The 22998-nt window shown below is 67.7% G+C and carries 17 protein-coding genes and 1 pseudogene; 10 read left to right on the top strand and 8 right to left on the bottom strand.

The window, feature by feature from the left end:
• The first annotated feature begins 45 nt into the window (after positions 1 to 45).
• Together CJEDD_RS05930 and CJEDD_RS05935 are read left to right on the top strand one after the other, a co-directional pair.
• Positions 46 to 999 (top strand): pyridoxal-phosphate dependent enzyme, encoded by a 954-nt coding sequence (locus tag CJEDD_RS05930; RefSeq protein WP_273657672.1) that lies wholly within the window; start codon positions 46 to 48, stop codon positions 997 to 999.
• A gap of 38 nt (positions 1000 to 1037) precedes the next feature.
• The gene (locus tag CJEDD_RS05935) at positions 1038 to 3740 is read left to right on the top strand and encodes an FAD/NAD(P)-binding protein (protein WP_042408925.1); all 2703 of its coding nucleotides are present in this window, start codon (positions 1038 to 1040) and stop codon (positions 3738 to 3740) included.
• Positions 3741 to 4034: 294 nt separating this feature from the next.
• On the opposite strand, the gene CJEDD_RS05940 is transcribed toward CJEDD_RS05935, so the two are convergent.
• Entirely contained in the window at positions 4035 to 6329 is a 2295-nt protein-coding gene (locus tag CJEDD_RS05940; RefSeq protein ID WP_052333846.1) for a purple acid phosphatase family protein, read from the bottom strand.
• An 85-nt stretch (positions 6330 to 6414) separates the two neighbouring features.
• Between CJEDD_RS05940 and CJEDD_RS05945 the strand changes: the two genes are divergently transcribed.
• Complete coding sequence (locus tag CJEDD_RS05945) at positions 6415 to 8202, top strand: alkaline phosphatase D family protein (RefSeq protein WP_232297753.1); 1788 nt, start codon at positions 6415 to 6417, stop codon at positions 8200 to 8202.
• A gap of 88 nt (positions 8203 to 8290) precedes the next feature.
• Here the strand turns inward: CJEDD_RS05945 and CJEDD_RS05950 are convergent, their stop codons facing one another.
• Together CJEDD_RS05950 and CJEDD_RS05955 are read right to left on the bottom strand one after the other, a co-directional pair.
• A complete protein-coding gene (locus CJEDD_RS05950) occupies positions 8291 to 10480 on the bottom strand; it encodes a YhgE/Pip domain-containing protein (RefSeq protein ID WP_273657674.1) in 2190 nt (729 codons plus the stop codon).
• Positions 10477 to 13068 (bottom strand): YhgE/Pip domain-containing protein, encoded by a 2592-nt coding sequence (locus CJEDD_RS05955; RefSeq protein ID WP_042408771.1) that lies wholly within the window; start codon positions 13066 to 13068, stop codon positions 10477 to 10479. The genes CJEDD_RS05950 and CJEDD_RS05955 overlap by 4 nt, the downstream gene beginning before the upstream one ends.
• A 42-nt stretch (positions 13069 to 13110) precedes the next feature.
• Here CJEDD_RS05955 and CJEDD_RS05960 point away from each other — a divergent pair.
• A pseudogene (locus CJEDD_RS05960) lies at positions 13111 to 13422 on the top strand (FAD/NAD(P)-binding protein); the annotation flags it as partial.
• Between the two features lie 28 nt (positions 13423 to 13450).
• Here the strand turns inward: CJEDD_RS05960 and CJEDD_RS05965 are convergent.
• A complete protein-coding gene (locus CJEDD_RS05965; RefSeq protein WP_198133012.1) occupies positions 13451 to 14140 on the bottom strand; it encodes an IclR family transcriptional regulator in 690 nt (229 codons plus the stop codon).
• A gap of 60 nt (positions 14141 to 14200) precedes the next feature.
• Between CJEDD_RS05965 and leuC the strand changes: the two genes are divergently transcribed.
• Positions 14201 to 15622 carry a 3-isopropylmalate dehydratase large subunit gene (gene leuC, locus CJEDD_RS05970; protein ID WP_042408763.1) on the top strand — a complete coding sequence of 474 codons (1422 nt, stop codon included), beginning with the start codon at positions 14201 to 14203 and terminating at the stop codon, positions 15620 to 15622.
• Between the two features lie 12 nt (positions 15623 to 15634).
• A complete protein-coding gene (gene leuD / locus CJEDD_RS05975; RefSeq protein ID WP_042408759.1) occupies positions 15635 to 16225 on the top strand; it encodes a 3-isopropylmalate dehydratase small subunit in 591 nt (196 codons plus the stop codon).
• Between the two features lie 18 nt (positions 16226 to 16243).
• Here leuD and CJEDD_RS05980 read toward each other — a convergent pair whose 3' ends face one another.
• The 3 genes from CJEDD_RS05980 to CJEDD_RS05990 are packed head-to-tail and all read right to left on the bottom strand — an operon-like array spanning position 16244 to position 18240.
• Positions 16244 to 16702: a hypothetical protein gene (locus CJEDD_RS05980; RefSeq protein WP_042408757.1), complete on the bottom strand. Its 459-nt coding sequence runs from the start codon at positions 16700 to 16702 to the stop codon at positions 16244 to 16246.
• Positions 16703 to 16704: 2 nt separating this feature from the next.
• Entirely contained in the window at positions 16705 to 17160 is a 456-nt protein-coding gene (locus tag CJEDD_RS05985) for a YbjN domain-containing protein (RefSeq protein ID WP_081764572.1), read from the bottom strand.
• Between the two features lie 45 nt (positions 17161 to 17205).
• Positions 17206 to 18240, bottom strand: coding sequence for an NUDIX hydrolase (locus tag CJEDD_RS05990; protein ID WP_042408749.1), 1035 nt, complete (start codon positions 18238 to 18240; stop codon positions 17206 to 17208).
• A 99-nt stretch (positions 18241 to 18339) separates the two neighbouring features.
• On the opposite strand from CJEDD_RS05990, the gene CJEDD_RS05995 reads away from it, so the two are divergent.
• Positions 18340 to 19338, top strand: a complete 999-nt coding sequence (locus CJEDD_RS05995; RefSeq protein WP_042408747.1) for an NAD(P)H-dependent glycerol-3-phosphate dehydrogenase — start codon at positions 18340 to 18342, stop codon at positions 19336 to 19338.
• Positions 19339 to 19389: 51 nt separating this feature from the next.
• Positions 19390 to 20400, top strand: coding sequence for a D-alanine--D-alanine ligase family protein (locus CJEDD_RS06000; protein WP_042408744.1), 1011 nt, complete (start codon positions 19390 to 19392; stop codon positions 20398 to 20400).
• Here the strand turns inward: CJEDD_RS06000 and CJEDD_RS06005 are convergent.
• Positions 20397 to 21353, bottom strand: coding sequence for a DUF3515 domain-containing protein (locus CJEDD_RS06005; RefSeq protein WP_273657679.1), 957 nt, complete (start codon positions 21351 to 21353; stop codon positions 20397 to 20399). The genes CJEDD_RS06000 and CJEDD_RS06005 overlap by 4 nt on opposite strands.
• A 34-nt stretch (positions 21354 to 21387) precedes the next feature.
• Here CJEDD_RS06005 and CJEDD_RS06010 point away from each other — a divergent pair, with 34 nt between their 5' ends.
• Both CJEDD_RS06010 and CJEDD_RS06015 read left to right on the top strand, forming a co-directional pair.
• Complete coding sequence (locus tag CJEDD_RS06010) at positions 21388 to 22350, top strand: thiamine-phosphate kinase (RefSeq protein ID WP_042404729.1); 963 nt, start codon at positions 21388 to 21390, stop codon at positions 22348 to 22350.
• Positions 22350 to 22991 carry a uracil-DNA glycosylase gene (locus CJEDD_RS06015; RefSeq protein WP_232297644.1) on the top strand — a complete coding sequence of 214 codons (642 nt, stop codon included), beginning with the start codon at positions 22350 to 22352 and terminating at the stop codon, positions 22989 to 22991. The genes CJEDD_RS06010 and CJEDD_RS06015 overlap by 1 nt, the downstream gene beginning before the upstream one ends.
• Positions 22992 to 22998 lie beyond the last annotated feature (7 nt).

Genomic DNA, 22998 nt, shown 5'->3' on the forward strand with positions numbered 1-22998 from the left:
GGACGCATGGATTTCACCGGCCAACCTGACAGCCCACAAGGGCTCATGAGCGCAATCGGGCACACGCCGCTCGTCGACTTCAGAGCGGGATTCGCGCCCGACGCACGTGTGTGGGGCAAGCTCGAGTCCTTCAACCCCGGCGGAAGCGCGAAAGACCGCACGGCCCGCGCATTGGTTGCAGATGCCACCGCGAAGGGGCTGCTTCACCCCGGTGCGGTCGCAGTGGAGTCGAGCAGCGGAAACCTCGGCATCGCCCTGGCGCGCGAGGCCGTCATCGGAGGCTGGGAGTTCCACTGTGTGGTGGACCCGCGGACCAATGCAGCTACCTTGGCCATGATGCGCGCCTTGGGCGCCGTCCTCCACCCCGTCACCGAACCGGACCCGGAGACCGGGGACTGGCTCACCGCCCGCCGCAACCTGGTCGCGCAGCTCAAAGAGGAACTCGGCGCGGTCAACCTGGACCAATACTCAAACCGGGCGGCCTTCGACGCGCACGATTACGGCACCATGGCGGAGATCGTGCAGCAGCTCGGCCACGCGCCCGAGATGGTTGTAGTGGCGGTGAGTACTACTGGCACCATCGGAGGGTGCCTCAGACACGTGCGTGAGCACGGGTACGCCACCAAGGTGGCGGCCGTGGATGCGGAGGGGTCAGTCCTCTTCGAAGGCGCGAGGGGTGAGCGCATCCTTCCCGGCTACGGCGCGGGGGTGGTGACGGAGCTTTCGAAGGAGGTCGAGCCGGACCGGGTGATCCGGGTCGAGGCATTCGATGCCGTGGACGCCGCTCGCGCACTTGCGAGGTCGACCGGGTTTGTGCCGGGGGCTTCGGGCGGGGCGGTGGCCTGGGCCGTCGAGAAGCTTGTGAGCGAGGGGGCTGCGGACGAGATCGTCGGGGTCTTCCACGACGACGGGCGCGCCTACCTTGACACTGTGTACAACGATGATTGGGTGAGCGAGCAGCTCGGTGTGGAGGTGGAAACGTGCGAGTGGCCGTTGTAGGCGCAGGCCCGCGCGGCTTGTGGGCCGCCGAGGCGTTGATGGAGCGGGCGCGCCAGCGGGGTGCGTCGATCGAGCTCGTGGTATTCAGCGACGTGGCGCTTGAGGAGGTTTCGGCGCCGGGGGCGTTCGGGGCCTCGGTGCCGAAGGAGTGGGTTCTGAACGCGCCGAAGCGCATTGTTCGGACCCAGCTCGGCGAGCTTGATCCCGGGAACCGGTTTGATGGGGACTTCCCAAGCCGACGGGTCGTCGGCGCGCACCTCGAATCCTCCTGGCGCGCGCTGGAGGCGCATCTGCCCCCAGGGTGCTCTTTCGAGTTCCGGGTCCAGCGGGTGGAGTCGGTGGCACCGGATGGGGAAGGGGTGGTTGTGGACGGCGAGCGTTTCGCTGAGGTGCTCATCGCCACCGGCCACGCGCACGATTGGCCAGGCTCTCTCGCGCACGCCGACTTCGGTGACGTGCGGGTGGTTGCGCCGGTATATCCGGCATCAAACCTCGATGCCGTCACGGGCGAAGACGTGGCGCTCGTTCGGGGGGCCGCGTTGACGTTCATCGACGTGGTCAAGGTCGCGCGCGCAAAAGTGTTTTATCCAGTCACGCGTACGGGACGGTTCATGGAGGTCAAGGCGTACCTCGATGCCACCCAATCGGCGGCAGTCAAGCCTCGGGTGGACGCTGCGTCTCGCGCGATCCTGGCCTGCAAGGGCTTAGACGAACTGAGAGTGATCCTCGCTGACTGCGCCGCGGCCATTCTCGCTGAAGCAGGCGGGGAGGGGACCGAGGACGATATTCGCGCGGTGCTGCGCGGCGAGGACTTTAGCGGTGACCCCGTCACAGAGCTGCGAACATCCCTTACTGCTGCGCGCGGGGAGCGACCGTGGACACCAGCGCTGGCTGTGGCAGCTGCGTTCAGGGACACCTACGATGCGCTGATTGAGCGTGCCTCATTCGGCGGCCGCGACACCCTTGGCGGCGCCGATTTCTACGCCTTCACCCGCACCATGGAGCGCGTGGCCTTTGGCCCGCCCGTGGACTCCGCGGAAATGCTGCTTAACCTCATCGACGCCGGCCGCGTCCGCACCGACCTCATGGCGCGCGGCAGCGAGGACCTCGGCGAGCTTGCCCGGGAAATCGGCGCCACCGTGATCATCGATGCGGTCTTGGCACCCCCAGGTGTCGTCGAGGGCACGCTGGTAGGGGACCTCGTGGAGCAAGGCGTGGGTGTGCGCTACGGCGACACTAACGCGCTGCACGTGGGGCGCGATGGGACCCTCGTGGGCCAGCGCCACATCGCCGCGGCGGGCCGCATGAACGAGGGGTTGATTCTCGGCCACGACACGTTGAAGCGTACTGACCACGACGTCATTGAACGCTGGGCGGACAGGGTGAGCGCTGCGGCGCTGACCGACCCCGTTCGCGTCCACGGCCTGCCTCCGCTTGAACCCAAACGGTTCGCGTGGTCTGACGCGCTGCTCGACGATGCTGACGCGTGCAACGCCTTGTTGGAGCGATACGGCAGCCCGGTCAACGTGCTCAACCCGGAGCCGATGCAGGCGAACATCGATGAGCTGGTTTCCGCCGGCGAGCGAGCTGGAGTGGAGACGAAAGTCTTCTACGCCCGCAAGGCGAACAAGGCGCTAATCTTCGCCGGCACCGCTCGCGATACCGGAAACGGCGTCGATGTGGCCAGCGAAAACGAGCTACGGCAGGTGCTCGGTCGTGGGGTGCCGGGGGAGCGGATCATCCTGTCCGCCGCGATCAAGCCTGACCGGTTGCTGCAGCTGGCGATCGAAAACGGTGTGGTCATCTCCGCCGACAACCGTGCCGAGTACGACCGCATCAAAGCGTTGGCTGAAGCTAGCGGCACCCAGGCGCTCGTCGCACCTCGGCTCGCTCCGGACCCGGACACCATGCCCCCGACCCGTTTCGGGGAGCGGCTCCACGCCTGGGCGGAGCACCTCGCCGCACCTGCGGAGGCGGTCCGCATCGTTGGCGTGCACGCGCACCTCCACGGCTATGCAGCCGCGGACCGCTCAGCTGCGCTGCGCGAATGCATGATGCTTATCGACGCCCTCACGGCCGCCGGCCACACCCCCACCTTTATCGACATCGGGGGCGGGGTGCCCATGCGCTACCTCGAACACGAGTCGCAGTGGCGCGCATACCAGGACGCGATCGACCTGCAACGCGCAGGATACGCGGAGCCGTTCACCTGGAAAGCCGACCCGTTGCACAACACCTACCCGTACTGGCAGGAACCCACCCGAGGGAAGTGGCTAGAGGAGGTACTCGCAGACGGCGTTGCAGATGCCATGCGGGAGCGTGGCCTGCGGCTGCACCTTGAGCCGGGGCGCTCGCTTCTCGACGGCTGCGGGGTCATCCTCGCCCGGGTTGCGTTTGTAAAGACCCGTTCAGACGGGCTTCCGCTTGTCGGGTTGGAGATGAACCGCACGCAGTGCAGGACCACCTCCGACGACTACCTCACTGACCCAATCTTGGTGAAGCGCACCCCCACTGGCGACGCCGTGGAAGCGTTTCTAGTTGGCGCGTACTGCATCGAGGACGAAATCATCCTGAGGCGGAGAATCCGCTTCCCCAACGGTATTGCACCGGGCGACATCGTGGCCATCCCCAACGCCGCCGGATACCTCATGCACATTTTGGAAAGTGCCTCCCACCAGATCCCGTTGGCGAAGAACGTGGTGTGGCCGGCTGGGGAACTCGACGCGATCGATCAGACGTAGCCCGTCCGTGTCCGCCAGATCAAGCCACGTCCCAGGCCCTTGGGATGCAAATCCAGCGAAACGGTTGTAGCGAATCCCGGGTTTCGGGCGTTTCGCTACGACCGTTTCGCTGGAAACTCCCGATGGGGTTGGAGCGCGGGAGGGGAGCGCCAGGGGAACGCTTGCGGCCGGGTTCCCTACGTCGTAGCCATGTGCAGCGCCACCCCCTGCACAATCGCACGAATGTGGGTGACGCAAAAAACGCACACCCCGCCCGAGACCGGGGCAGGGTGTGCGAATTTCCTGAGCTGGGCGCTAGATGTTGTAGCGCTCGCGGAAGTCTTCCACCAGCTGCGGGTACATGTCGAAGATCACTGCGATGATCCCCGCTAGGAGTGCAGCCAGAAGGCCCAGCACAATCGCGATGATGCTGGAGGCGCTGCTGCCGCTGGAGGTCTGCTCAACGTCGCCGTCGGTCTGGCCGGAAGGCTTCGCCGTGGTTGCAGGGGCCGGCTCCTGGGACACCGTCTTGGTGACAGTGCTCAGGGAGCTATCCGTTGCCTTTATGGTGGTCGTCTTCTCAACCACCGTGGTGGTGCCGTTAGACGTCAGGGTCGTGGTCACAACCTGAGTCTTCGGGTCGGCGGCACCGGTGAGGGTCGTCGGCACCAGCTTGGTTTCAACGATGGTTTCCGTTGCGGTGGTAGGCACCGTCTTAGTCGTCTCAACCACCTTCGTTACCGGCGAGGTCAGCGTCGCCGTCTCGGTGACGGTTGCGCTTCCCACCGAGGTCCGGGTCGTGGTCACCACCTCCGTTGCCTGAGCCTTTGTAATCGTGGTAGGCACCTTCACCGTTTCGGTCTGAACGACTGTCTCCTTCACGGTGGTGGGCACAGTCTTCGTCTGCTCGACCACCTGGGTCACCGGAGTCGTCTGCGTCGACGTCTGCGTGACGGTGGCGGTTCCCACGGAAGTCTTGGTCGTGGTGACCAGCTTCTCGGAGGTGACGGTGGTGGTGAGAACCTCCGTCTTGGGCGGTTGCGTCGCCGTCGTGGTCTGCGTTGCAGTAGCTGTTTCGGTAGCTGTTGCGGTGGCTGTTTCGGTGGCTGTTGCGGTGACGGTGCTGCCCGACGGCTCAGTGGTGGGCTCAGCCGCCGTCGAGGTTTGCTCGGAGGTTGGCTGCCCAGAAGTTGGCTGCCCAGTGGTTGGCTGCTCAGTGGTTGGCTGCTCAGTGGTGGGGTTCGCGGTAGGAGTCTCCTCCGGAACGTCCTTCTTCTTCAGCGTGACCTGGTCCACCACGTACGGGGTGTTGATGTTGTAGGTCGTCAGCTTCAGCTCAGTTGGGGAGACCTCGATGTTGGTGTAATCCGGGTTGTAGTCTTGGCGCCAGCGGGCGGTTGAGTCGTGAGCCAGATCGCGTGCGCGCTCCTCGCGGATGTTCGGGTGAGTGTCACCGTATTTGTCCTGGAAGTCGTAGTACTTGCCGCCGGTCGCGGTGGTGGAGGTGACGTAGAGGACTTCGCCGTCTTCCGGGATCAGCACGTCGCCGGACTTCGACGCACCCTCCGGGATGACGGGGTTGAAACCGTTCATCAGGTGGGTGCGGGTGTAGATGTGGTCGTGGCCGCTGAGGACGAGGTCCACGCCAGCTTCGGAGAGCTTCGGCGTGAGCTCGTTGCGCAGGCGAACGACGTCACTGTCGGTGTAGTGCTTGCCCTGGGAGAACGGAGCCTGGTGGATACCAACGACAACCCAGTCTGCCTCCGCGCCGCTGTTTGCAATCGTGTCGTTGACAAACTTCGCGTGGGAGTTGATGTCCTCGCTGCTCGAACGGTTCCCGTCAAGGCCGATGAACAGCACGTTGTTGTAATTGAAGAAGTAGTTCGCAGACGAGCCAACCTCGTTCGGCAGGAAGTACGTGTCGCGGAAGTGGGAATCCGGCGCGTAGGTTTCGTGGTTGCCCTTCATTACGGCGAGGCGGTACTGCTGAAGTTTCTCCGGTGCGGTGAAGGCCTCGAGCTGAGCCACAGGTGCGCCCCAGCCCTCAATCTGGTCACCCAAGAGCATGATGAAGGCCGATTCTGGGTGTTCACCGGTCGCGACGTTGACCGCCTTGTTCCAGGCCGCAGCCTGCTCACGGATCTTGGTGTCGACGCCGATCTGCACATCTGCCATAGCAAGGAAGTTCCACGTATCCGAGTCGGCGCCGGTGGTGAATGTGCGTTTCTCGCTCCACCCGCGGCGGTCGTTTCCTACGCGGTAGATGTACTGCGTCTCTGGTTGCAGCCCCGTCATTGTGGCCTGGTGCGGGTAGAAAAACGCCGCGTTGTACGGGCCAGGCGTGGATTCAATCTCAGTGACACTGTCCGGGTCGTTTGCAGGCCAGTACTGGACGTACTGTGCACCTGATCTCTTCGACTGCCATGCGAGGTTCGCCTCGGTGGCGTCGGAGCCGACACCGAGAACGATGCGGCTGATCCTGGTGTTGATGGTCTCTTGGGCGTTGGCGGAAACCGCGGTGGCGGAGGAGGTGAGAAGGGTAATCGCGACGGCGGTGGCAAGCGCGCCGCGGCGAAGTGGTGGGTTTTGGGGAGAACGCAAAAGGGTCATGCCCTCGTACTTAAATGCCCAGGAGTTAACAGCCGGTTACAAGCGGGGCGACACCTCAGTGAATTCAAAGTGAATTTTAAGCAACATGCAGCTGACCTTCTTGCGCAAGCCTGTGACCTGGTTGAAAGTGAGCCCCATGAGCTCAAACCGCCATGTGAATTCCGGTGTGAATTCTAATGTGAATCCCAGCGCCAATCACCGTCTGAACCGTCGCGTGTTCCTGCAGTCCGCCGCCGCAGCTGTCGCGGCTACGGCGATTGGCGCAGGTGGTGCGTACGCCGCCCGTCGCGGAACTGTGTCTACGCCGGAGGATCCCACGCCGGCTGATCAGTGGGCTCTGCCCTTCCTGCACGGTGTGGCTTCCGGTGATCCGCTGCCGGACCGTGTGGTGCTGTGGACGCGCGTCACCCCATCACGCGACGCGTTGCCCGGATCGGGACTGGGCGAAGATGTCGAGTTGGAATGGCAGATCGATACCTCCGAAAACTTCTCGAACCCCCGTACTGGCACCATCACGGCTACGGCAGCATCCGATCACACTGTTCACGTCGACCCGGATGGCCTCGCTGCAGGGACTGAGTATTTCTACCGCTTCATCGTGAAGAAAGGGCAGTTTTCCGGATCGACCTCTCCCGTTGGCCGCACGTTGACCGCGCCTGCTGCCGATACAGAACTCGACCACCTCAACCTCGCGATCGCCTCATGTGCGAACTGGGAATCCGGGTTCTTTAGCGCCTACGGTGATATGGCGAAGCGCGCCCGCGCTGGCGAGATCGATCATGTCGTATTCCTGGGCGATTACATCTACGAGTATCCGACCGGTGAGTACGCCGGCAAGAGCGGTGTTGCTCGTATGCACCACCCCGAGTGGGAGATCACCACACTTGAGGATTACCGCCAGCGCTACGGCCGTTACCGCACGGACTTGAACCTGCAGGCCGCGCACGCGGCATGCCCGTGGATCGTGGTGTGGGACGATCACGAGACCGCGAACAACAGCTGGATGGAAGGCGCCGAGAACCACACCGACGGCCGCGTCGAGGGCGAGTGGCCCGAACGTCTCGCGGCGGCGGTCCAGGCGTACTTCGAGTGGTTGCCTGTGCGGGCGCAAACCGAGGAGCAGGTCCTTTACCGCAGCTTCACGTTCGGAAAACTGGCGCAGCTGACGATGATGGATCTGCGCTCCTTCCGCGACGAGGAAACGACGGGCGACCGCTTCGGCGAGGACAGCCGCACGATGCTGGGCGAAGCTCAGTTCAAGTGGGTGGCGGAGCAGCTGCAGCAGTCGGACGCGCGCTGGGACGTGCTGGGCAACTCGGTGATGATTTCGCCGATGCGTTTCGTCACCATCCAGAACAACAAGAAGGCGAACATCGCGACCGGGTACATGCAGGAGCGCGCGACGGGCATCGCGGTGAACTCGGACCAGTGGGACGGCTACGCCGCGGAACGCGACCGCCTGCTGACCATGTTGGACGAGCAGGAGTCCAACGCGCTGTTTCTCACCGGCGATATCCACTCGGAGTGGGCGAACTCGATCGTCTCGCCATCCGGCTTCGGCGAGATCGGCTGCGAGATGGTGACCACCTCGATCTCGGCTCCGAATGTTGATGAGATCTTGACCACCACGTTTGGTGCGTACCACAAGGAGGACAACTCCACCTCATTGCTGGTGGAGAAGACCATCCGGGACTACAACCCGTGGGTGAGCCACATCGACTTCGACGCGCACGGCTACGGCATCGCCAGCATCCACTACGACTACGTGGACATGCTGTACTACCGCGTCTCCGACGTGGAGGACCCGGACGCAACCGTCGCGCTGGGCACGAAGCGCCAGTGGCGCATCGGCGAGGGGTTCGTCGAAGCATAATCTGCTTATCGACGACGGCCGCGACATCTGGGTGGGCGGGCTGGTCACCGCGCGCGTGCGCGGCACCATCGAGCTGTAGGCGGGCGGCCTACGTCATCATCACCTTGGTCTGGGCGACCGCCTCGTCCATGCGGCCGATCGCGTGGTGCAGCCGGTGGCGCAGCCAGAGGCCGAGGAAGAGGAAAGGCAGCACGAAGAGGACGAGGCTGCCGAGGGCTCGCCAGAAGTCCCAGCCGTAGGTGCCGAAGACCGCGGCGCGCATAGCGCGGATCGAGTAGGTCGCGGGCAGCCAGGGGCTGATCGCCTGCGCCCAGCCCGGCAGCAGCTGCAGCGGGTAGGCGCCGCCCGCCGCCGAGACTTGGAGCACCAGGATGAGCACGCCCACGGCCTTGCCGGCGTTGCTCAGGGAGAGCACCAGCGTGTAGCAGATCAGGTGGAAGACCAGGCTCGAGACCCACCCCGCCACGAAGAGGAGGAAGGGGTGCGCGGGCTCGATGCCCACGTAGATGATGAGCCCCGCCATGAGGAGCGTGGATTGGGCCAGGCCGGTTGTCACGAACGTCAGGTAGCGGCCAAAGTACTTCTGGCCCGCGGTGACGCGGCCGGGATCGACCACGTTCTGTTCGATGGAGCGGTCGTCCATGCGCAGGGCCACCGACGTCAACAGGGCGCCCACCCACAGGGCGAGCACCGTGTAGAGCGGGGCCATGCCGGCGCCGAAGCTGACGCGGGGGAAGACCTCCTTGCGCTCCACCTTGACTGGGTCGACGAGGGCGTCGGCGAGCACTTCCGGGTGGCTGGAGACGAGGTCGGCCAGCTTCGTCAGGTCCCCGCTCGAGCGCGCCTGCGCGATCGACCGCTGCGCCTCCTGCATCCTCGCCGCGTTGGCGCGCAGGGATTCCGCCGTGTCGCGCAGGTCCGCACCGGAGGCTGCGAGGGTGTCGCGCAGCGAGCCGGGCCGGTTGGCCAGGGCAGAGGAGACGCCGTCCATGTCCGAGCGGGCCTTGTCGACGTTCGCGCGGACGTTGTCCAGCGAGCCCGACAGCGCCTCGAGGCGCGGGCGGATCCCGGTGTCGTAGGAATTCTTGGCCGAGTCCATCGCCTCGCGGGCCCGGGCGATCGAGTCCTCGATCTCCTGCCGGTCCGCGTTCTTCCCGTCCCGGCCGCCCTGCCCGGCGGTGAGGTGCGCGGCGGCGTCGTTGAGTCCGTCGCGCACGGCCGTCTGGCGGGCGATGGCGTCGTTGAGGTGGCCGACCACCGCGCGCACCCCCGGCTGGGCGTCGGGGGGAAGCGCCGGGGCGACTTGGCCGTTGATGGTGTAGCGCAGGGCCGTGTACTGCTTCACCTGGACATCGATGCGCGCGGCGATGTCCGTCAGGCTCGCGGCGGTGGCCTGGGAGGTGGCGGAGGAGTCCGCCAGCAGCTGGTCGACACGGTCGCTCACGGCGGCGAAGCTTACCGAGGTCGCCCCCAGCGCCGCCGCAAGCGCCGCACCGCCTCCGCCGAGGCCCGCCCCGGTGACCCCGAGGTCGACGGGGTGGACCTGCCCGAGAGAGTCGCCCAGCGCCCCGGAGATCCGCGCGGCGCTGTCGACGAGCGGCACGCTCGACTCTGTGAGCGAGGCGAGCGCGTCGACGGTGCTGGCGCTGGAGAGCAGCAGGTCGCGGGCGCTGGCGGTGCGCGTCTCGATGGAGTCGAGCGCCTGCTTGGTCTCCGCCTCGTTGAAGTAGTCCGAGGTCGTCTCGATCAACCCGAATGACACCTCGGAGAGGGCCCTGGTGAACGACGCGCTGATCTGGGCGCTGACGCCCTGCGTGCCGTTGGAGATGAGCAGCGGGGAGATTGGGTTCTTCTTCTCGTTGACGTAAAGGTCGATGCGGCTGGGTTCGGCGTCGCCGGCGTAGAAGGTGAACATGTCGTCGCTCAGCGTGGGAGGCAGGACGATGGCGGCGTAGTACTCGCCGGATTTCGCGCCCTCGATGGCGTCGTCGGCGTCGGTGATGACCCAGTCCATCGAGTCGTCGCGGTAGAGCTGGGAGAGCACCATGTCGCCGACGTTGACGGTCAGCGGGGTGAGGTCGCTCGTGTGGCCGCGGTCGGTGTTGGCCACCGCCACCTTGAGGTGCTCGGTGTTGCCGAATGGGTCCCACGTGGCCAGCACGTTGAACCAGGCGAAGAGGCAGGGGATGGCTACGAGGCCGACCATGACGATGCCCGCCATGACGTTGGTGTAGAGCCGCCGCAGGTCGTTGTAGGCGATGGAGAAGACGGTTCTCACTTGGTGTCCTCGCTTTCGGCGTCCGCGGACCCGATGGTGACACTGGTGCCGGCGGAGTCGTGGCGGTGGATCACGGCGTCGCGCAGCTCGGCCTCGCCGAGGCGCGAGACCTGTTCGGCGTCGACGAGGCTCTGCGTGAAGTACTCCACCGCGCCGAGGTAGAGGGTGACCAGCAGCGACCAGGCGACGACGATGGCCAGCATGATCGTCTTGTCGGTGGGCAGGAGCATGGTGAGCAGGGTGATGATGGCGATGCCGACAACGCCCGCGCCGATCCCGCCGAAAATGAGGGTGCGGTAGTTCTCCCGCAGCATCCGCGCCCGCTTCTCGAGGCCCCCGCGGAACTCATCCCGGTCCGACAGGGCGGCCATGATGTCGGACGCGCGGTAGGGCGAGCCCATGACCTCCACCTTCTCGTTGGTGATCAGGTTCGTGCGCGCGAGCTGGCGGTTGAACAGGAGGTTGGCGTGCGAGGAGGTGAGTCGGAACAGCCACCCCAGCGCGAAGGCCGCGGCGGACATGGCGAGAAGCGTCGCCAAAAAGCGGAGGTAGTGATGGTCGTAGAACCCGGCGACGGTCTCGCGCATCGCGTCGATGCCGTAGCGGAAGGGGAGGAAGGGGTAGATGTGGCGGAAGAAGTCGGGCATGAGCTCGATGGGGTAGAGGCCCGACGCGCCCGGGATCTGGATGACGACGAGGAAGACGGCGATGCCGCGGCCAATGTGGCCGAGCGCGGAGACGATGGAGTAGATGATCCCCGTGTAGGCGACCCCGATGGCGATTGCGGTGGCGAGAAAGGCCGTGACGGACTGCATCTGCACCCCGAAGGCCACGTTGCCGAGCGTCACCACGACGGCCTGGAGCACCGAGAGCGTGGCGAAAAGGAGGAAGCGACCGAGGTAGGCCTGGCCGACGGTGAGGCGGCGGAAGCCCTCGGTGTCGACCTCGACGCGGAAGATGATCGTCAGCACGAACGCGCCGATCCACAGGGCCAGGTTGGTGAAGAAGGAGGCCATAGAGCTGCCGTAGTTCTCCGTGGGGAAGATGGCCTGCTGCTCGACGGTGACGGGCGAGGAGATGTACTCGCCGATCTGCGCGGAGTTAAGGTTTGTGACAGTGTTGAGGGCCTTCGAGTCGGAGGTGGCCAGGAGGGCGTTGATGTCGGACTGGGCGGAGCGGGCGCCGTCGGCAAGCGTGCCGAGGTTGCCCGAGACCTCGTCGAGGATGCCGAGGCTGGCCGCGAGCTGGTTGTCCACCCCGGCGAGCAGGGAGGTCGTTTCCTCGCGCAGAGCACGCTGGCTGCTCAGCGCGCCGCGCACGGAGGCGACGCTGCCGGAGGCCTGCGCGAGCGAGGCGTTGATCGCGGGCACGGACTCGCCGAGCTGCTTGCTCGCGTCGCGCGCTGCGGCGTTGGAGTCGGCGGTCGCGGCCTCGAGGGAGTCGCCGAGCTCGCCTATCGACGCCAGCGCGGCGCCCGCGCTGCGGTCCACGTTGTTCAGGCCGTCGAGGACGGCGCGGGAGGCGGCGGTACGCTCCTCCAGCGCGCTGGCCGCGGCGTCGAGCTGAGCGCGGACCTCGGGCGATAGGGCGGCCCCGGCCGATATGGCGCGCAGCTGCGCGGCGGCGGATTCGCCCTGCTTGACCACGCCGTCGACCTCGCCGACGGCGGAGCGCACCCGCCCCTGGGCGGTGCCGAGCTGGTCCGTCGCCTCCGCGATGGAGGCGTTGGCGGAGGCGGCGCCGAGGCTGAGCGCGTTGGTGGACTCGACGAGCGCGGCCGACGTGTCGGCGCTGAAACCAGCGGAGGACTTCTGCAGCTCGGCGATGATCCCCTCGGCCTCGCCAAGGGAGGAGTCCACGGACACGAGGGTGTCGTCGACGGAGCCGACGAGGGTGTTCAGCTCGGCGACGACCGGGCGCGCCCCGCTGATGCTCTGCTTCATCGTGGCCACCCGCCCCTGGGCGGCATCGAGGTCGGCGGCGATCTGGCCGAAGCTCCCGGAGGCCTTGCCTCGGACCTCCTCGGCGCCATCGCGCGACGCGAACCCTTTGTTGCGCAGCTCGGTCGCCGCGGCCTCGCCGACCTTCTTCTTGAAGGCCTCGGACACGGCCGTGTCGACGGCGGAGGCGCCAGCGTCGGTGATCGAGGGGGCGACGCCGTTGCTCTTCTCGTTGACGTAGTACTCCAGCACCGGCTGCGTGTAGGTGCCGCTGACCAGGCTCAGCATGTCCTCGCTGAACTCGGGCGGGATGAGGAACATGGCGTAGTAGTCGCCGCGCATGAGCCCGTCGCGGGCTTCGTCCTCGGGGAGGAACACCCACCCGATCTTGTCGTTGCCCTTGAGCTGCTCGGTGATCTGCTCGCCGATGTCGACCTCGCCGACGCGTTCGGCGGATGCGCCACGGTCGTTGTTGACCACCGCGATGCGGATGTTCTGGGTGTGGGCGTAGGGGTCCCAGAAGGCGTTGATGTTGAACCACGCGTAGAGCGCGGGGATGATGAGCACGCCGACGATGATGATGAAGGCCCGGGGAACGCGCAGTAGGCGACGAATGTCCCGTCCAAGAATCTGCCCGCTCTTTCTCACGTGGCGAGCGTACCCTCGAATGGAGCGTTAGGGGAAACGCAGCAGCCGGGGCGCTCGCTTGTCGACGGCTGCGAGCTAACCCTTGTCGAAGTCGCCTTCACCAAGACCCGTTCGGATGGCGTGTCCCTGGTGGGCCTAGCCATGAACCGCTTCCAGTGCCGCACGACCTCGGATAACTTCCTCATCGACCCCTACCTGGTCAAGCGGACCCCGCCGAGCGAGGAGATCGAGGCGTTCTTGGTCGGCGCCTACTGCATCGAGGACGAACTGATCCTGCGGCGGAAGATCCGCTTCCCCCGCGGTGTGGCGGCGGGAGACCTCGTCGCGATCCCGAACACCGCTGGGTACTTCATGGCACCCCCAGCGCCAGGCCCGAGCTCGGCTAGAGCTCGGCGCTCAACCGAGCGGTGGCGTCCTTGAGCGCGGCGCCCCACTTGGCTGCGGGGCTCGGTCCGAGACGCTCGGCCGGGCCCGAGACGGACAGCACGGCTACGACGCGGCGGTCTGACTCGAACACCGGCGCGGAGACCGAGGCGAGCCCGACCTCTCGCTCGGCGACGGATTCCGCGAGCCCCGTCTCGGTGACGGTGGCGAGCTCGTCGGCTGGAAAGGCGGTGGCGTCGATAAGCGAATAGGCGGCGAAGACGCGCGCGGCTGAACCCGCGGAAAGAGGCAGTTGCGAGCCCACCGGAACGACGTTATGCAGTCCGTGTTCCGGCTCGTCGGCTGCGATGCAGGTACGCGTTGAGCCGGTGAGCTGGTAGAGCTGGGCTGACTCGCCGGTCGCGGCGACGAGGTCGCGCAAGACTGGCGCGGCGGCAGCAAGCAGCTTCGGCGACGGGCCGTCGGTGTATCCGGCGAGGGCCGGGCCCAAGGTCCACTCGCCGCGCGGGGTCCGGGCGAGGACGTGGTGCACCTCCAGTGCGGTGGCGATGCGGTGCGCGGTCGCGCGGGGTAGTTCGGTGGCCTCGCTGAGCTCCCCGAGCGTCTTGTCCCCGGCGGCGACGGCGCGCACGATCGCCACCGCGCGGTCGAGCACTTTGATCCCGGATCCTTCGTTATACTGTCTCACGGTTTGAATCCTATCATCTCATTATGTGAGAATGTGGGCGAGAGTGCGAAGGAGTGTTTCATGGCGGACAAGCCGTTGACGTTGGCCGAGAAGGTGTGGCGCGACCACGTGGTGCAGGAGGGGGAGAACGGTCAGCCGGACCTCATCTACATCGACTTCCAGCTCCTCCACGAGGTGACCTCGCCGCAGGCGTTCGACGGGCTGCGCATGGCGGGCCGCACGATGCGCCACCCGGAGCTGCACCTGGCCACCGAGGACCACAACGTGCCCACGGAGGGGATCAAGGCGGGCGACCTCACCGAGATCGCCGAGCCCACCTCCCGGACCCAGGTGGCCACGCTGCGGAAAAACTGCGCGGAGTTCGGCGTGAAGCTCCACCCGATGGGCGACGTCAAGCAGGGCATCGTGCACACGGTCGGCCCCCAGCTCGGCATCACCCAGCCCGGCATGACCATCGTCTGTGGCGACAGCCACACCTCGACGCACGGCGCGTTCGGCTCCATCGCGATGGGCATCGGCACGAGCGAGGTCGAGCACGTGATGGCCACGCAGACCCTGCCGCTCAAGCCGTTCAAGACCATGGCGGTGGAGGTCACCGGCGAGCTGCAGGAGGGCGTGACGGCGAAGGACGTCATCCTCGCCATCATCGCCAAGATCGGCACCGGCGGGGGACAGGGCCACATCATCGAGTACCGCGGCGAGGCCATCGAGAAGATGTCGATGGAAGCCCGCATGACCATCTGCAACATGTCCATCGAGGCCGGCGCGCGCGCCGGCATGGTCGCCCCCGACCAGAAGACGTTCGACTACCTCGAGGGCCGCGAGTACGCGCCGAAGGGCGCGGACTGGGACGCGGCCGTCGAATACTGGCGCACGCTGCCCACTGACGACGGCGCGACGTTCGACACCGTCGTCGAGATCGACGGCGCGAGCCTCACCCCGTTTGTCACCTGGGGCACCAACCCCGGCCAGGGCCTCCCGCTCGGGGAGAACGTGCCCGACCCGGAGGACCTCGCGGACGACACGGCGAAACAGGCCGCGGCGAAGGCCATCGACTACATGGGGCTGACCCCGGGCACGCCGCTGCGCGACATCGCCATCGACACCGTCTTCCTCGGCTCGTGCACGAACGCCCGCATTGAGGACCTACGCGCCGCCGCGGCGGTGGTCAAGGGGCGCTCCATCGCGCCGTCGACGCGCATGCTCGTCGTGCCCAGCTCGACGATGGTCAAGCAGCAGGCCGAGGACGAAGGCCTGGACAAGATCTTCACCGACTTCGGCGCGGAGTGGCGCACGGCCGGGTGCTCGATGTGCCTGGGCATGAACCCGGACCAGTTGCGCCCGGGGGAGCGGAGTGCGTCGACAAGCAACCGCAACTTCGAGGGCCGCCAAGGCCCGGGCGGGCGCACCCACCTCGTCTCGCCGCTCGTGGCCGCCGCGACCGCCGTCGCCGGCCACCTCGCCAGCCCCGCCGACCTGTAAAGGAGCAACCCCATGGAGAAATTCACCACACACACCGGCGTGGCGGTGCCACTGACCAGGTCGAACGTGGATACGGACCAGATCATCCCGGCGCGCTACCTCAAGCGCGTCACCCGCACGGGCTTCGAGGACGGCCTGTTTTCCAACTGGCGCGAGAACGAGCCCGGCTTCGTGCTCAACCAGGACGCCTACAAGGACGGGTCGGTGCTGTTCGCGGGCCCGGACTTCGGTACCGGATCCTCGCGCGAGCACGCCGTCTGGGCGCTCATGGACTACGGCTTCCGCGCCGTGTTCAGCCCCCGCTTCGCCGACATCTTCCGCGGCAACGCGGGCAAGGCGGGGCTGCTCGCCGGGGTGATGGAGGAGTCGGACATCGAGCTCGTGTGGAAGCTCCTCGAGCAGCACCCGGGAGAGACCGCGACGGTCTCGCTCGCCGACCGCACCGTCACCGTCGGCGACAACACGTTCACGTTTGAGATCGACGACTACACGCGGTGGCGCCTCGCCGAGGGCCTCGACGATATCGGGCTCACCCTCCGCAACGAGGACGCCATCGAGCGTTTCGAGGCGCGCCGCCCCGCGTTCAAGCCGGCCGTACGTTAAGGCCGCGCTAGTGCCGCGTTAGCTCTGTGCCTGGTTGTCCAGGTACTCGAGCACCTGCGGCGCGAAGGTGGCGAGGAAGTCGCGGGAGGCGGCGACCACGCCCTGGATACCGGTGCGCACGTGGGAGTCGAACTGCGCGTCGGTGTACTCCCAGTACCCCGGGATCGCGTACGTGGCCCCGAACGCGGCGATGCCGCGGTTCTCGTCCTTGAGCGCCGTGACGGAGGGGAACGCCTTAGTGAAGTTGTACTGCTCCACCCAGTCGCGCACCTCCCCGTAGCGCTCGGCGGTCAGCTCATCCACGGCGACGGTGGACACGACGTTGACCGTCGGCTCAATGTAATTGATCTCCAGGCCGATGCCGGCGAAACCGGTGCGGAGCACGACCTCGTTGACCTCGGTGTACTCCCACCCCTCCTGGGCGAAGACGTCCTTGACGCGCTGGATGGATGCGGGGGCGGTCTGTTCGGTGCTCACGGTTATGCCTCCTCGGCGGGGGTGTCGGTGAATGCTTCCTCAAGCCCGGGCAAGGCCTCGCGCAGCTGCGCCGCGGCGTGGTGGATCGCGGAGAAGAAGTACTCAAGCATCTGCTGCAGCTGCTCGTCGGAGAAGCCGTCGTTGGAGAAGAACGGGGCCTCGATGATGGCGATGGCGGTGCCGTCGTCGCGGCGCACCGGGTGGACGCGCACGAGCGGCATCGAGCGGTTGAGGTGGTTCGAGAGCTCGCGCAGCGTCTCGACGTCCTCCGGCTGCGACGCCGTGGCCATCCAGCGCGAGGTCGCTTTGAACCCCTCGCTTTCGACCTCGAAAAAGACGACGAGGCCGGGAAACGCGGTGCGCGTGTCGCCATCGTCTTCCCGGAAGTACTTCAGATCCATCGCCTCCAGCGTCGCGGCGATGCGATCCTGGCTGACGGGGGCAAATGTCATTGCCATTGGCTCATTCCTTTCTTCGCGTGTCTTCGCATGCGTATGCGGCGGTTACCTCACCGGCAGCGCCGAGGGGATGTAGTCGGCGCCGGTGAGCTGGCCTCCGTGGAAGCTCAGCACCCACACCGAGCCCTTTTTGGCGTGGATCTCGCCGTCGATAGGCAAGGTGCCCTGCGCCGACAGCCAGGCGATGAGCCCGGGGATGATCTCGCCCTGGGCGCACACGACGCTCGTGCCGCCCTGCGCGATGACGTCGGTGAAGGCCGCCTGCGCGCCGACCATGCCCGAGAGCCACGCGTCGTCGCCGAAGCGGGCGTCGACGGCGACCGGCAGGCCGAGCTCGTCCGCGAGCGGCGCGACGGTGGACTGGCAGCGCTCGGGCTGCGCGGAGTAGATGCGCTGCGGGCGAAACGCGCTGAGCAGCGGGACGAGCATCTCGGACTGGCGGCGGCCCTTCTTGTCCAACGGGCGCAGGTTATCGTCGCCCGCCCACTTCTCCCGCTCGTGTGCCCGCGCGTGGCGGACGTAGAGCACGCGCGCGTCGGCGGGGGTGCGGAAGCGTTTCTCCGCCTTGTCCAGCACCTCTCGGTCGAGGTCGTACGTCATGAGCTCGCGCGCCTCGCCGATGGGCAGCCAGCGGATCTCGTCCACCTCGTCGTTTGGGGTGAACTCGCCGCCGGTGACCTCGCCCGTCCAGTAGTAGACCACCTTCGTAGTCTTTTTCACTGGGTAGACGGTCTTGCCCAGCAGCTTGCCAAGCCGCACGTCGTAGCCCGTCTCCTCCTTGATCTCGCGCACCGCGGTCTGCACGAGGGACTCGTCCGGGTCCACCTTGCCCTTGGCCAGGGACCAGTCATCGTAGTGCGGGCGGTGGATGCAGGCGACCTCCACGGTGGACAGGTCCGACAACGTGCCGCGCCAGAGCACGGCCCCGGCCGCGAGCGTGGTGCGCTCGAACTCGTCGTGCGGCTTGGCCGGGATTTCCTGGAGGCGCCCGGTGATGAACATCTCCCGCTGCGTGTCCTTGTCCTGCTCGTGCAGCGTGGCGCTGCCGGAGGCGGCGGAAGGGGAAGTGTGCTTAGGCATGGGTTCTATTGTGTCGCACACCGCGACTCCGCGCTACGTTCGCCCTCAATGGTAGGTTAGTGCGGGTTTAACTGCAGTGATGCTGGGAGGACGCGAGGCATGGTGAAGGTGGCGGTACTCGGCGCGGGCTCGTGGGGCACCACGCTGGCGAAGGTCTTCGCCGACGCCGGCAACCAGGTGGCGCTGTGGGCCCGGCGAGATGCCGTGGCGCGCACGATCCAGCAAACGCGCGAGAACCTGGAGTACCTGCCCGGCATCGTGATCCCGGAGGCGGTGGAGGCCACCTCGGACGCCGCGGAGGCCCTCGGCGGCGCCGCCATCGCCGTGTTCGGCGTGCCCAGCCAGACGATGCGCGACAACCTCACCGCGTTCGCGCCGCACCTGCCCGGGGACGCGACGCTCATGTCGATTGCCAAGGGCGTGGAAACGGGCACGCATATGCGTATGAGCGAGATCATCGCGGAGGTCACCGGCGCGGACCAGAGCCGCATCGCGGTGCTCAGCGGGCCGAACCTGTCGCGCGAGATCGCGGAGGAGCAGCCCGCGGCGACGGTCATCGCCTGCACCGACGAGAACCGGGCGAAGCTCGTCCAGGCGGCGTGCGCGACGAGCTACCTGCGCCCGTACACCAACGCGGACGTCGTCGGCTGCGAGATCGGCGGCGCGACGAAGAACGTCATCGCGCTCGCCTGCGGCATGGCCGCGGGCATGGGCCTCGGCGACAACACCGTGGCCACGCTCATCACCCGCGGCCTCGCAGAAACGTCGCGCCTCGGCACCGCGCTCGGCGCCGACGCGCGCACGTTTGCGGGCCTGGCCGGCATGGGCGACCTCGTGGCCACCTGCGCGTCCCCGCTCTCGCGCAACCGCACGTTTGGCGCGGCGCTCGGCGAGGGCGCGACGATGGACGAGGCACGCGCCGCCACGAAGGGGCAGGTGGCCGAGGGCGTCGTGTCCTCGCGCAGTATCTTCCAACTCGCCCAGGAGCACGGCGTGGACATGCCCATCACCCAGGCCGTCTACGCCGTGTGCCACGAGGGGGTTCGGGTGCCGGAGACCATCTCGGCGCTCATGGGTCGCAGCAAGAAGGCGGAGTAGGCGGCGGTAGGCTAGCCTTCCGTGATCCGCATTGCTGTTTTGTACGGTGGCATGTCCACCGAGCACTCGATTTCCTGCATTTCCGCCGATTCGATCATGTCGCACATGCCGCGCGACTACGAGGTCGTGCCCATCGGCATCACCCGCGACGGCGTGTGGGTCGAGGGTGTGACCAACCCTGCCGAGGGTGCGGAGCTGCCGGTCGTCGAGGGCGGGCGCGAGGTCGCGCTCTCGCTCAACCCCGGTACGAAGGGGCTGATTTACGACGTCACCACAGGCGAGGAACTCACCCGCGTCGACGCCGTGTTCCCGGCCCTGCACGGCAAGTACGGCGAGGACGGCACGGTACAGGGCCTCCTCGAGCTCGCCGGGCTGCCGTACGTCGGCCCCGGCGTGCTCGCCTCCGCGTGCGGGATGGACAAGGAGTACACGAAGAAGCTCGTCGCCGCGGCCGGCATCCCGATCACCCGCGAGGTGGTGCTCGACGGGCGCACCGAACTCACCGACGACGAGCGCGCGTACCTCGGCCTGCCCGTCTTTGTGAAGCCGGCGAACGGCGGCTCCTCCATCGGCGTGTCCAAGGTCGGCTCGTGGGAGGAGCTGCCCGCGGCCGTCGACCTCGCGCTCGAGTCCGACGGCAAGGTGATCGTCGAGGCGGAGCTCGTCGGCGACGAGGTCGAGGTCGGCGTGCTCGAGCGCCCGGACGGCACTGTCGCCGCGTCCGTGCCCGCCAAGCTCAACGGCACCGAGGACTCCGCGGAGGGCTTCTACGGGTTTGAGACGAAGTACCTCGACAACGAGGTCACCGCCACGATCCCCGCGCCGTACGACGAGGCGCTCACCGCGCAGCTGCAGGAGATGGCGGTGACCTGCTTCAAGGCGCTGAACTGTAAGTCGCTCGCGCGCGTGGACTTCTTCGTCACCGCCGACGGCCCGGTGCTCAACGAGGTGAACACCATGCCCGGGTTCACCGCGATCTCGATGTACCCGCAGGTCTGGGCCGCCTCCGGGCTGGACTACCCGGAGTTGCTGGACACGCTGGTGCAGACCGCGCTGCGCTAGTTCGCCGCGGGATCCTTCGCCGTGTGCGCCTCGATGAGGTTAGTGAGGTTCGTGATCGCCTCGTTGCTTTCAGCCTGTGGCAGTGAGGCGGCGACGTTGACCGTCCGCCCCAGCGCGTACCAGGTGGACGCGGTGGTGCCGTTGGCGAGCGTCACGTCCTCGAACCAGGGCACGCCGTTGACCTGATCCAAGCGCGCGCCGGGCCGGTAGCTCGCGGGCGCGGCCACGCCGCAGCGCAGCACGATGGCGTCGCGCCCCGGCGCGGCCCAGGCCGCGGTGTCCGGGCTCGCCGGCTCGGCCACGCGCGTGTAGCCCCCCGCGATCGAGTCTGGCGCGGCGCCGATGAGCTCCGCGCACGCGCCGGACGCGCCCGCCGCGGCGGGGAGGTCGGCGAGCGGCGCCGGGTTGGGGTGCGGCGCCGTGGCGGAGAGGGCGGAGAGCGCGGAGGTGTCGACGTCGGCGACCGGAGGTTCGTCGTCACGCGAGCGCTCCCCGGAGGCCGTCACCGCGAGGGCGGGGGAGCGGTCGACCGCGTACCAGGTGGTCAGGTCCGAGCCCGGGGTGGCGTCGTCGACGCGCAGCCACTGCGCGCCGCCGACGTCCTGGGTCTGCGAGTACGGGGTGTACTGCGCGGGCAGGTCCACGCCGCAGCGCAGGGTGATGCGCTCGGTGGAGGAGGACTGCCACGCGGCGGCGCCGGCGGGGGCGGGCTCCGCCAGCTCCGCTCGCTTGAGGCCGGCGAGGGAGCCCGGCAGGGCGTCGATAAGCGAGGCGCACTCGGGCGAGGACGCCTCGGGCGCGGGGAGCTCCGACATGGCCACGGGCTGAAGGGCCACCCGGTTGTAGAACACGCGCGCACCGACCAGCACGGCGAGGACGAGCGCGAGCGCGAGCCCGAGGCTGACGAAGACGACGGTGCGGTTAATCTGTGGTTCGTGCGCCGTGGAACTCATGGCGGAAAAGTTTAGTGAAAGGTGGTCTGCGCCCGTGATTACGACAGGCTTCCCCGCTTCCGGCCCGACGCTGCGCGAGCTCGGCGAGCGCGAGGTCATCCGCCTCATGCGCGCGGCCGCCCCGTCCTCGCTCAACGGCGATGACGCCGCGGTGCTCACCCCGGCGGCGCCGAACTCCCGCGTGGTGGCGAGCACGGACATGCTCGTCGAGGGGCGCCATTTCGCGCCGGAGACGTCGACGCCGTACTTCGTCGGGCGCAAGGCGGTGCTGCAGAACTTCGCCGACATCGAGGCGATGGGCGCGCGCCCGATCGCGGCGCTGCTCGCCGTCTCCGCGGACCCGGAGACGCCGGCGCGGGTGCTCGAGGACCTCGCCCGCGGCGTGGCCGACGAAGCCTCCGCCTACGCTTGCGAACTCGTCGGCGGGGACGTCACCGGCGGGAACCGGCTCGTCGTCGCCGTCACCGCGATCGGGGCGCTCGGCGGCAACCGCCCGCCGCTCACGCTCGACGGGGCGCGGCCGGGCCAGCGCGTCATCGCGCACGGGCGCCTCGGCTACTCGGCCGCCGGACTGGCGCTGCTCCAGGCGGGGGTGGACGTGCCGGAGCGCCTCGAACCCCTCGTCCACGCGCACCAGGTGCCGGAGCTCATCCCGGGCCGCGGGGTGGTCGCGCGGGCGGCGGGCGCCTGCGCGATGACGGACAACTCGGACGGCCTCATCCGGGACCTCACCATGCTCGCGGAAGCGTCCGGGGTGGGCATCGAGCTCGCCTCGACCGCCATCGCCCCGGACCCGCTGCTCGTCGCCGCCGGCGAGCTCCTCGGCACCGACCCGTGGCAGTGGGTCCTCGGCGGCGGCGAGGACCACACACTGCTGGGCACCATCGAGGGCTCGGCGCCGGTGGGCTTCCGCTCCATCGGCACCGTCTCCCGCAAGGCGGGCGTGCGTGTCGACGGCGCCGTGCCCGCCGTCACCGCCGGATGGGAGAGCTTCTGATGCTGCCCGTCCACGAGTCTTGGCAGGAACCGCTCGCCCCGGTCGAGGCGCAGATCCACGCGATGGGGGACTTCCTGCGCGCCGAGGGGGACTACCTGCCCCGCGGCCACGACATCCTGCGCGCCTTCGCCGACCCGTTCGACGACGTGCGCGTGCTCATCCTCGGCCAGGACCCGTACCCCACGCCCGGCCACCCGATGGGGCTGGCGTTTTCCACCCAGCCCGGCGTGCCCGCGCCGCGCTCGCTCGTGAACATCTACAAGGAGCTCAACGACGACCTCGGCGTCCCGCCGCGCGCGGACGGGGATTTAAGCTCCTGGTCCACGCAGGGGATCCTCCTGCTCAACAGGGTGCTCACCGTCCGCCCCGGCAAGCCCGCCTCGCACCGCGGGAAGGGCTGGGAGCCGGTGACGCAGGCTGCGATCGAGGCGCTCGTGCGCCGCGACGCGCCGCTGGTGGCCATCCTCTGGGGCCGCGACGCGCAGTCGGCCGCCCGGTTCCTCGGCGACACCCCGCGCATCGAGTCGCCACACCCCTCGCCACTGTCCGCCTCGCGGGGCTTCTTCGGCTCCCGCCCGTTCTCGCGCGCGAATCGGGCGCTCGAGGAGATGGGGGCGCAGCCCGTGGACTGGGGGCTGTAAACTCACC

The sequence above is a fragment of the Corynebacterium jeddahense genome (assembly GCF_028609865.1).
Classification (GTDB): Bacteria; Actinomycetota; Actinomycetes; order Mycobacteriales; family Mycobacteriaceae; genus Corynebacterium; species Corynebacterium jeddahense.

Coding starts and splice junctions, on each gene's coding strand:
- CJEDD_RS05995 (WP_042408747.1), top strand. CDS start 18,340: ATGGTGAAGGTGGCGGTACTCGGCGCGGGCTCGTGGGGCACCACGCTG.
- CJEDD_RS05935 (WP_042408925.1), top strand. CDS start 1,038: ATGGAGCGGGCGCGCCAGCGGGGTGCGTCGATCGAGCTCGTGGTATTC.
- CJEDD_RS05990 (WP_042408749.1), bottom strand. CDS start 18,240: ATGCCTAAGCACACTTCCCCTTCCGCCGCCTCCGGCAGCGCCACGCTG.
- leuD (WP_042408759.1), top strand. CDS start 15,635: ATGGAGAAATTCACCACACACACCGGCGTGGCGGTGCCACTGACCAGG.
- CJEDD_RS06005 (WP_273657679.1), bottom strand. CDS start 21,353: ATGAGTTCCACGGCGCACGAACCACAGATTAACCGCACCGTCGTCTTC.
- CJEDD_RS05930 (WP_273657672.1), top strand. CDS start 46: ATGAGCGCAATCGGGCACACGCCGCTCGTCGACTTCAGAGCGGGATTC.
- CJEDD_RS05945 (WP_232297753.1), top strand. CDS start 6,415: ATGCAGCTGACCTTCTTGCGCAAGCCTGTGACCTGGTTGAAAGTGAGC.
- CJEDD_RS06015 (WP_232297644.1), top strand. CDS start 22,350: ATGCTGCCCGTCCACGAGTCTTGGCAGGAACCGCTCGCCCCGGTCGAG.
- CJEDD_RS05940 (WP_052333846.1), bottom strand. CDS start 6,329: ATGACCCTTTTGCGTTCTCCCCAAAACCCACCACTTCGCCGCGGCGCG.
- CJEDD_RS06000 (WP_042408744.1), top strand. CDS start 19,390: ATGTCCACCGAGCACTCGATTTCCTGCATTTCCGCCGATTCGATCATG.
- CJEDD_RS05985 (WP_081764572.1), bottom strand. CDS start 17,160: ATGGCAATGACATTTGCCCCCGTCAGCCAGGATCGCATCGCCGCGACG.
- leuC (WP_042408763.1), top strand. CDS start 14,201: ATGGCGGACAAGCCGTTGACGTTGGCCGAGAAGGTGTGGCGCGACCAC.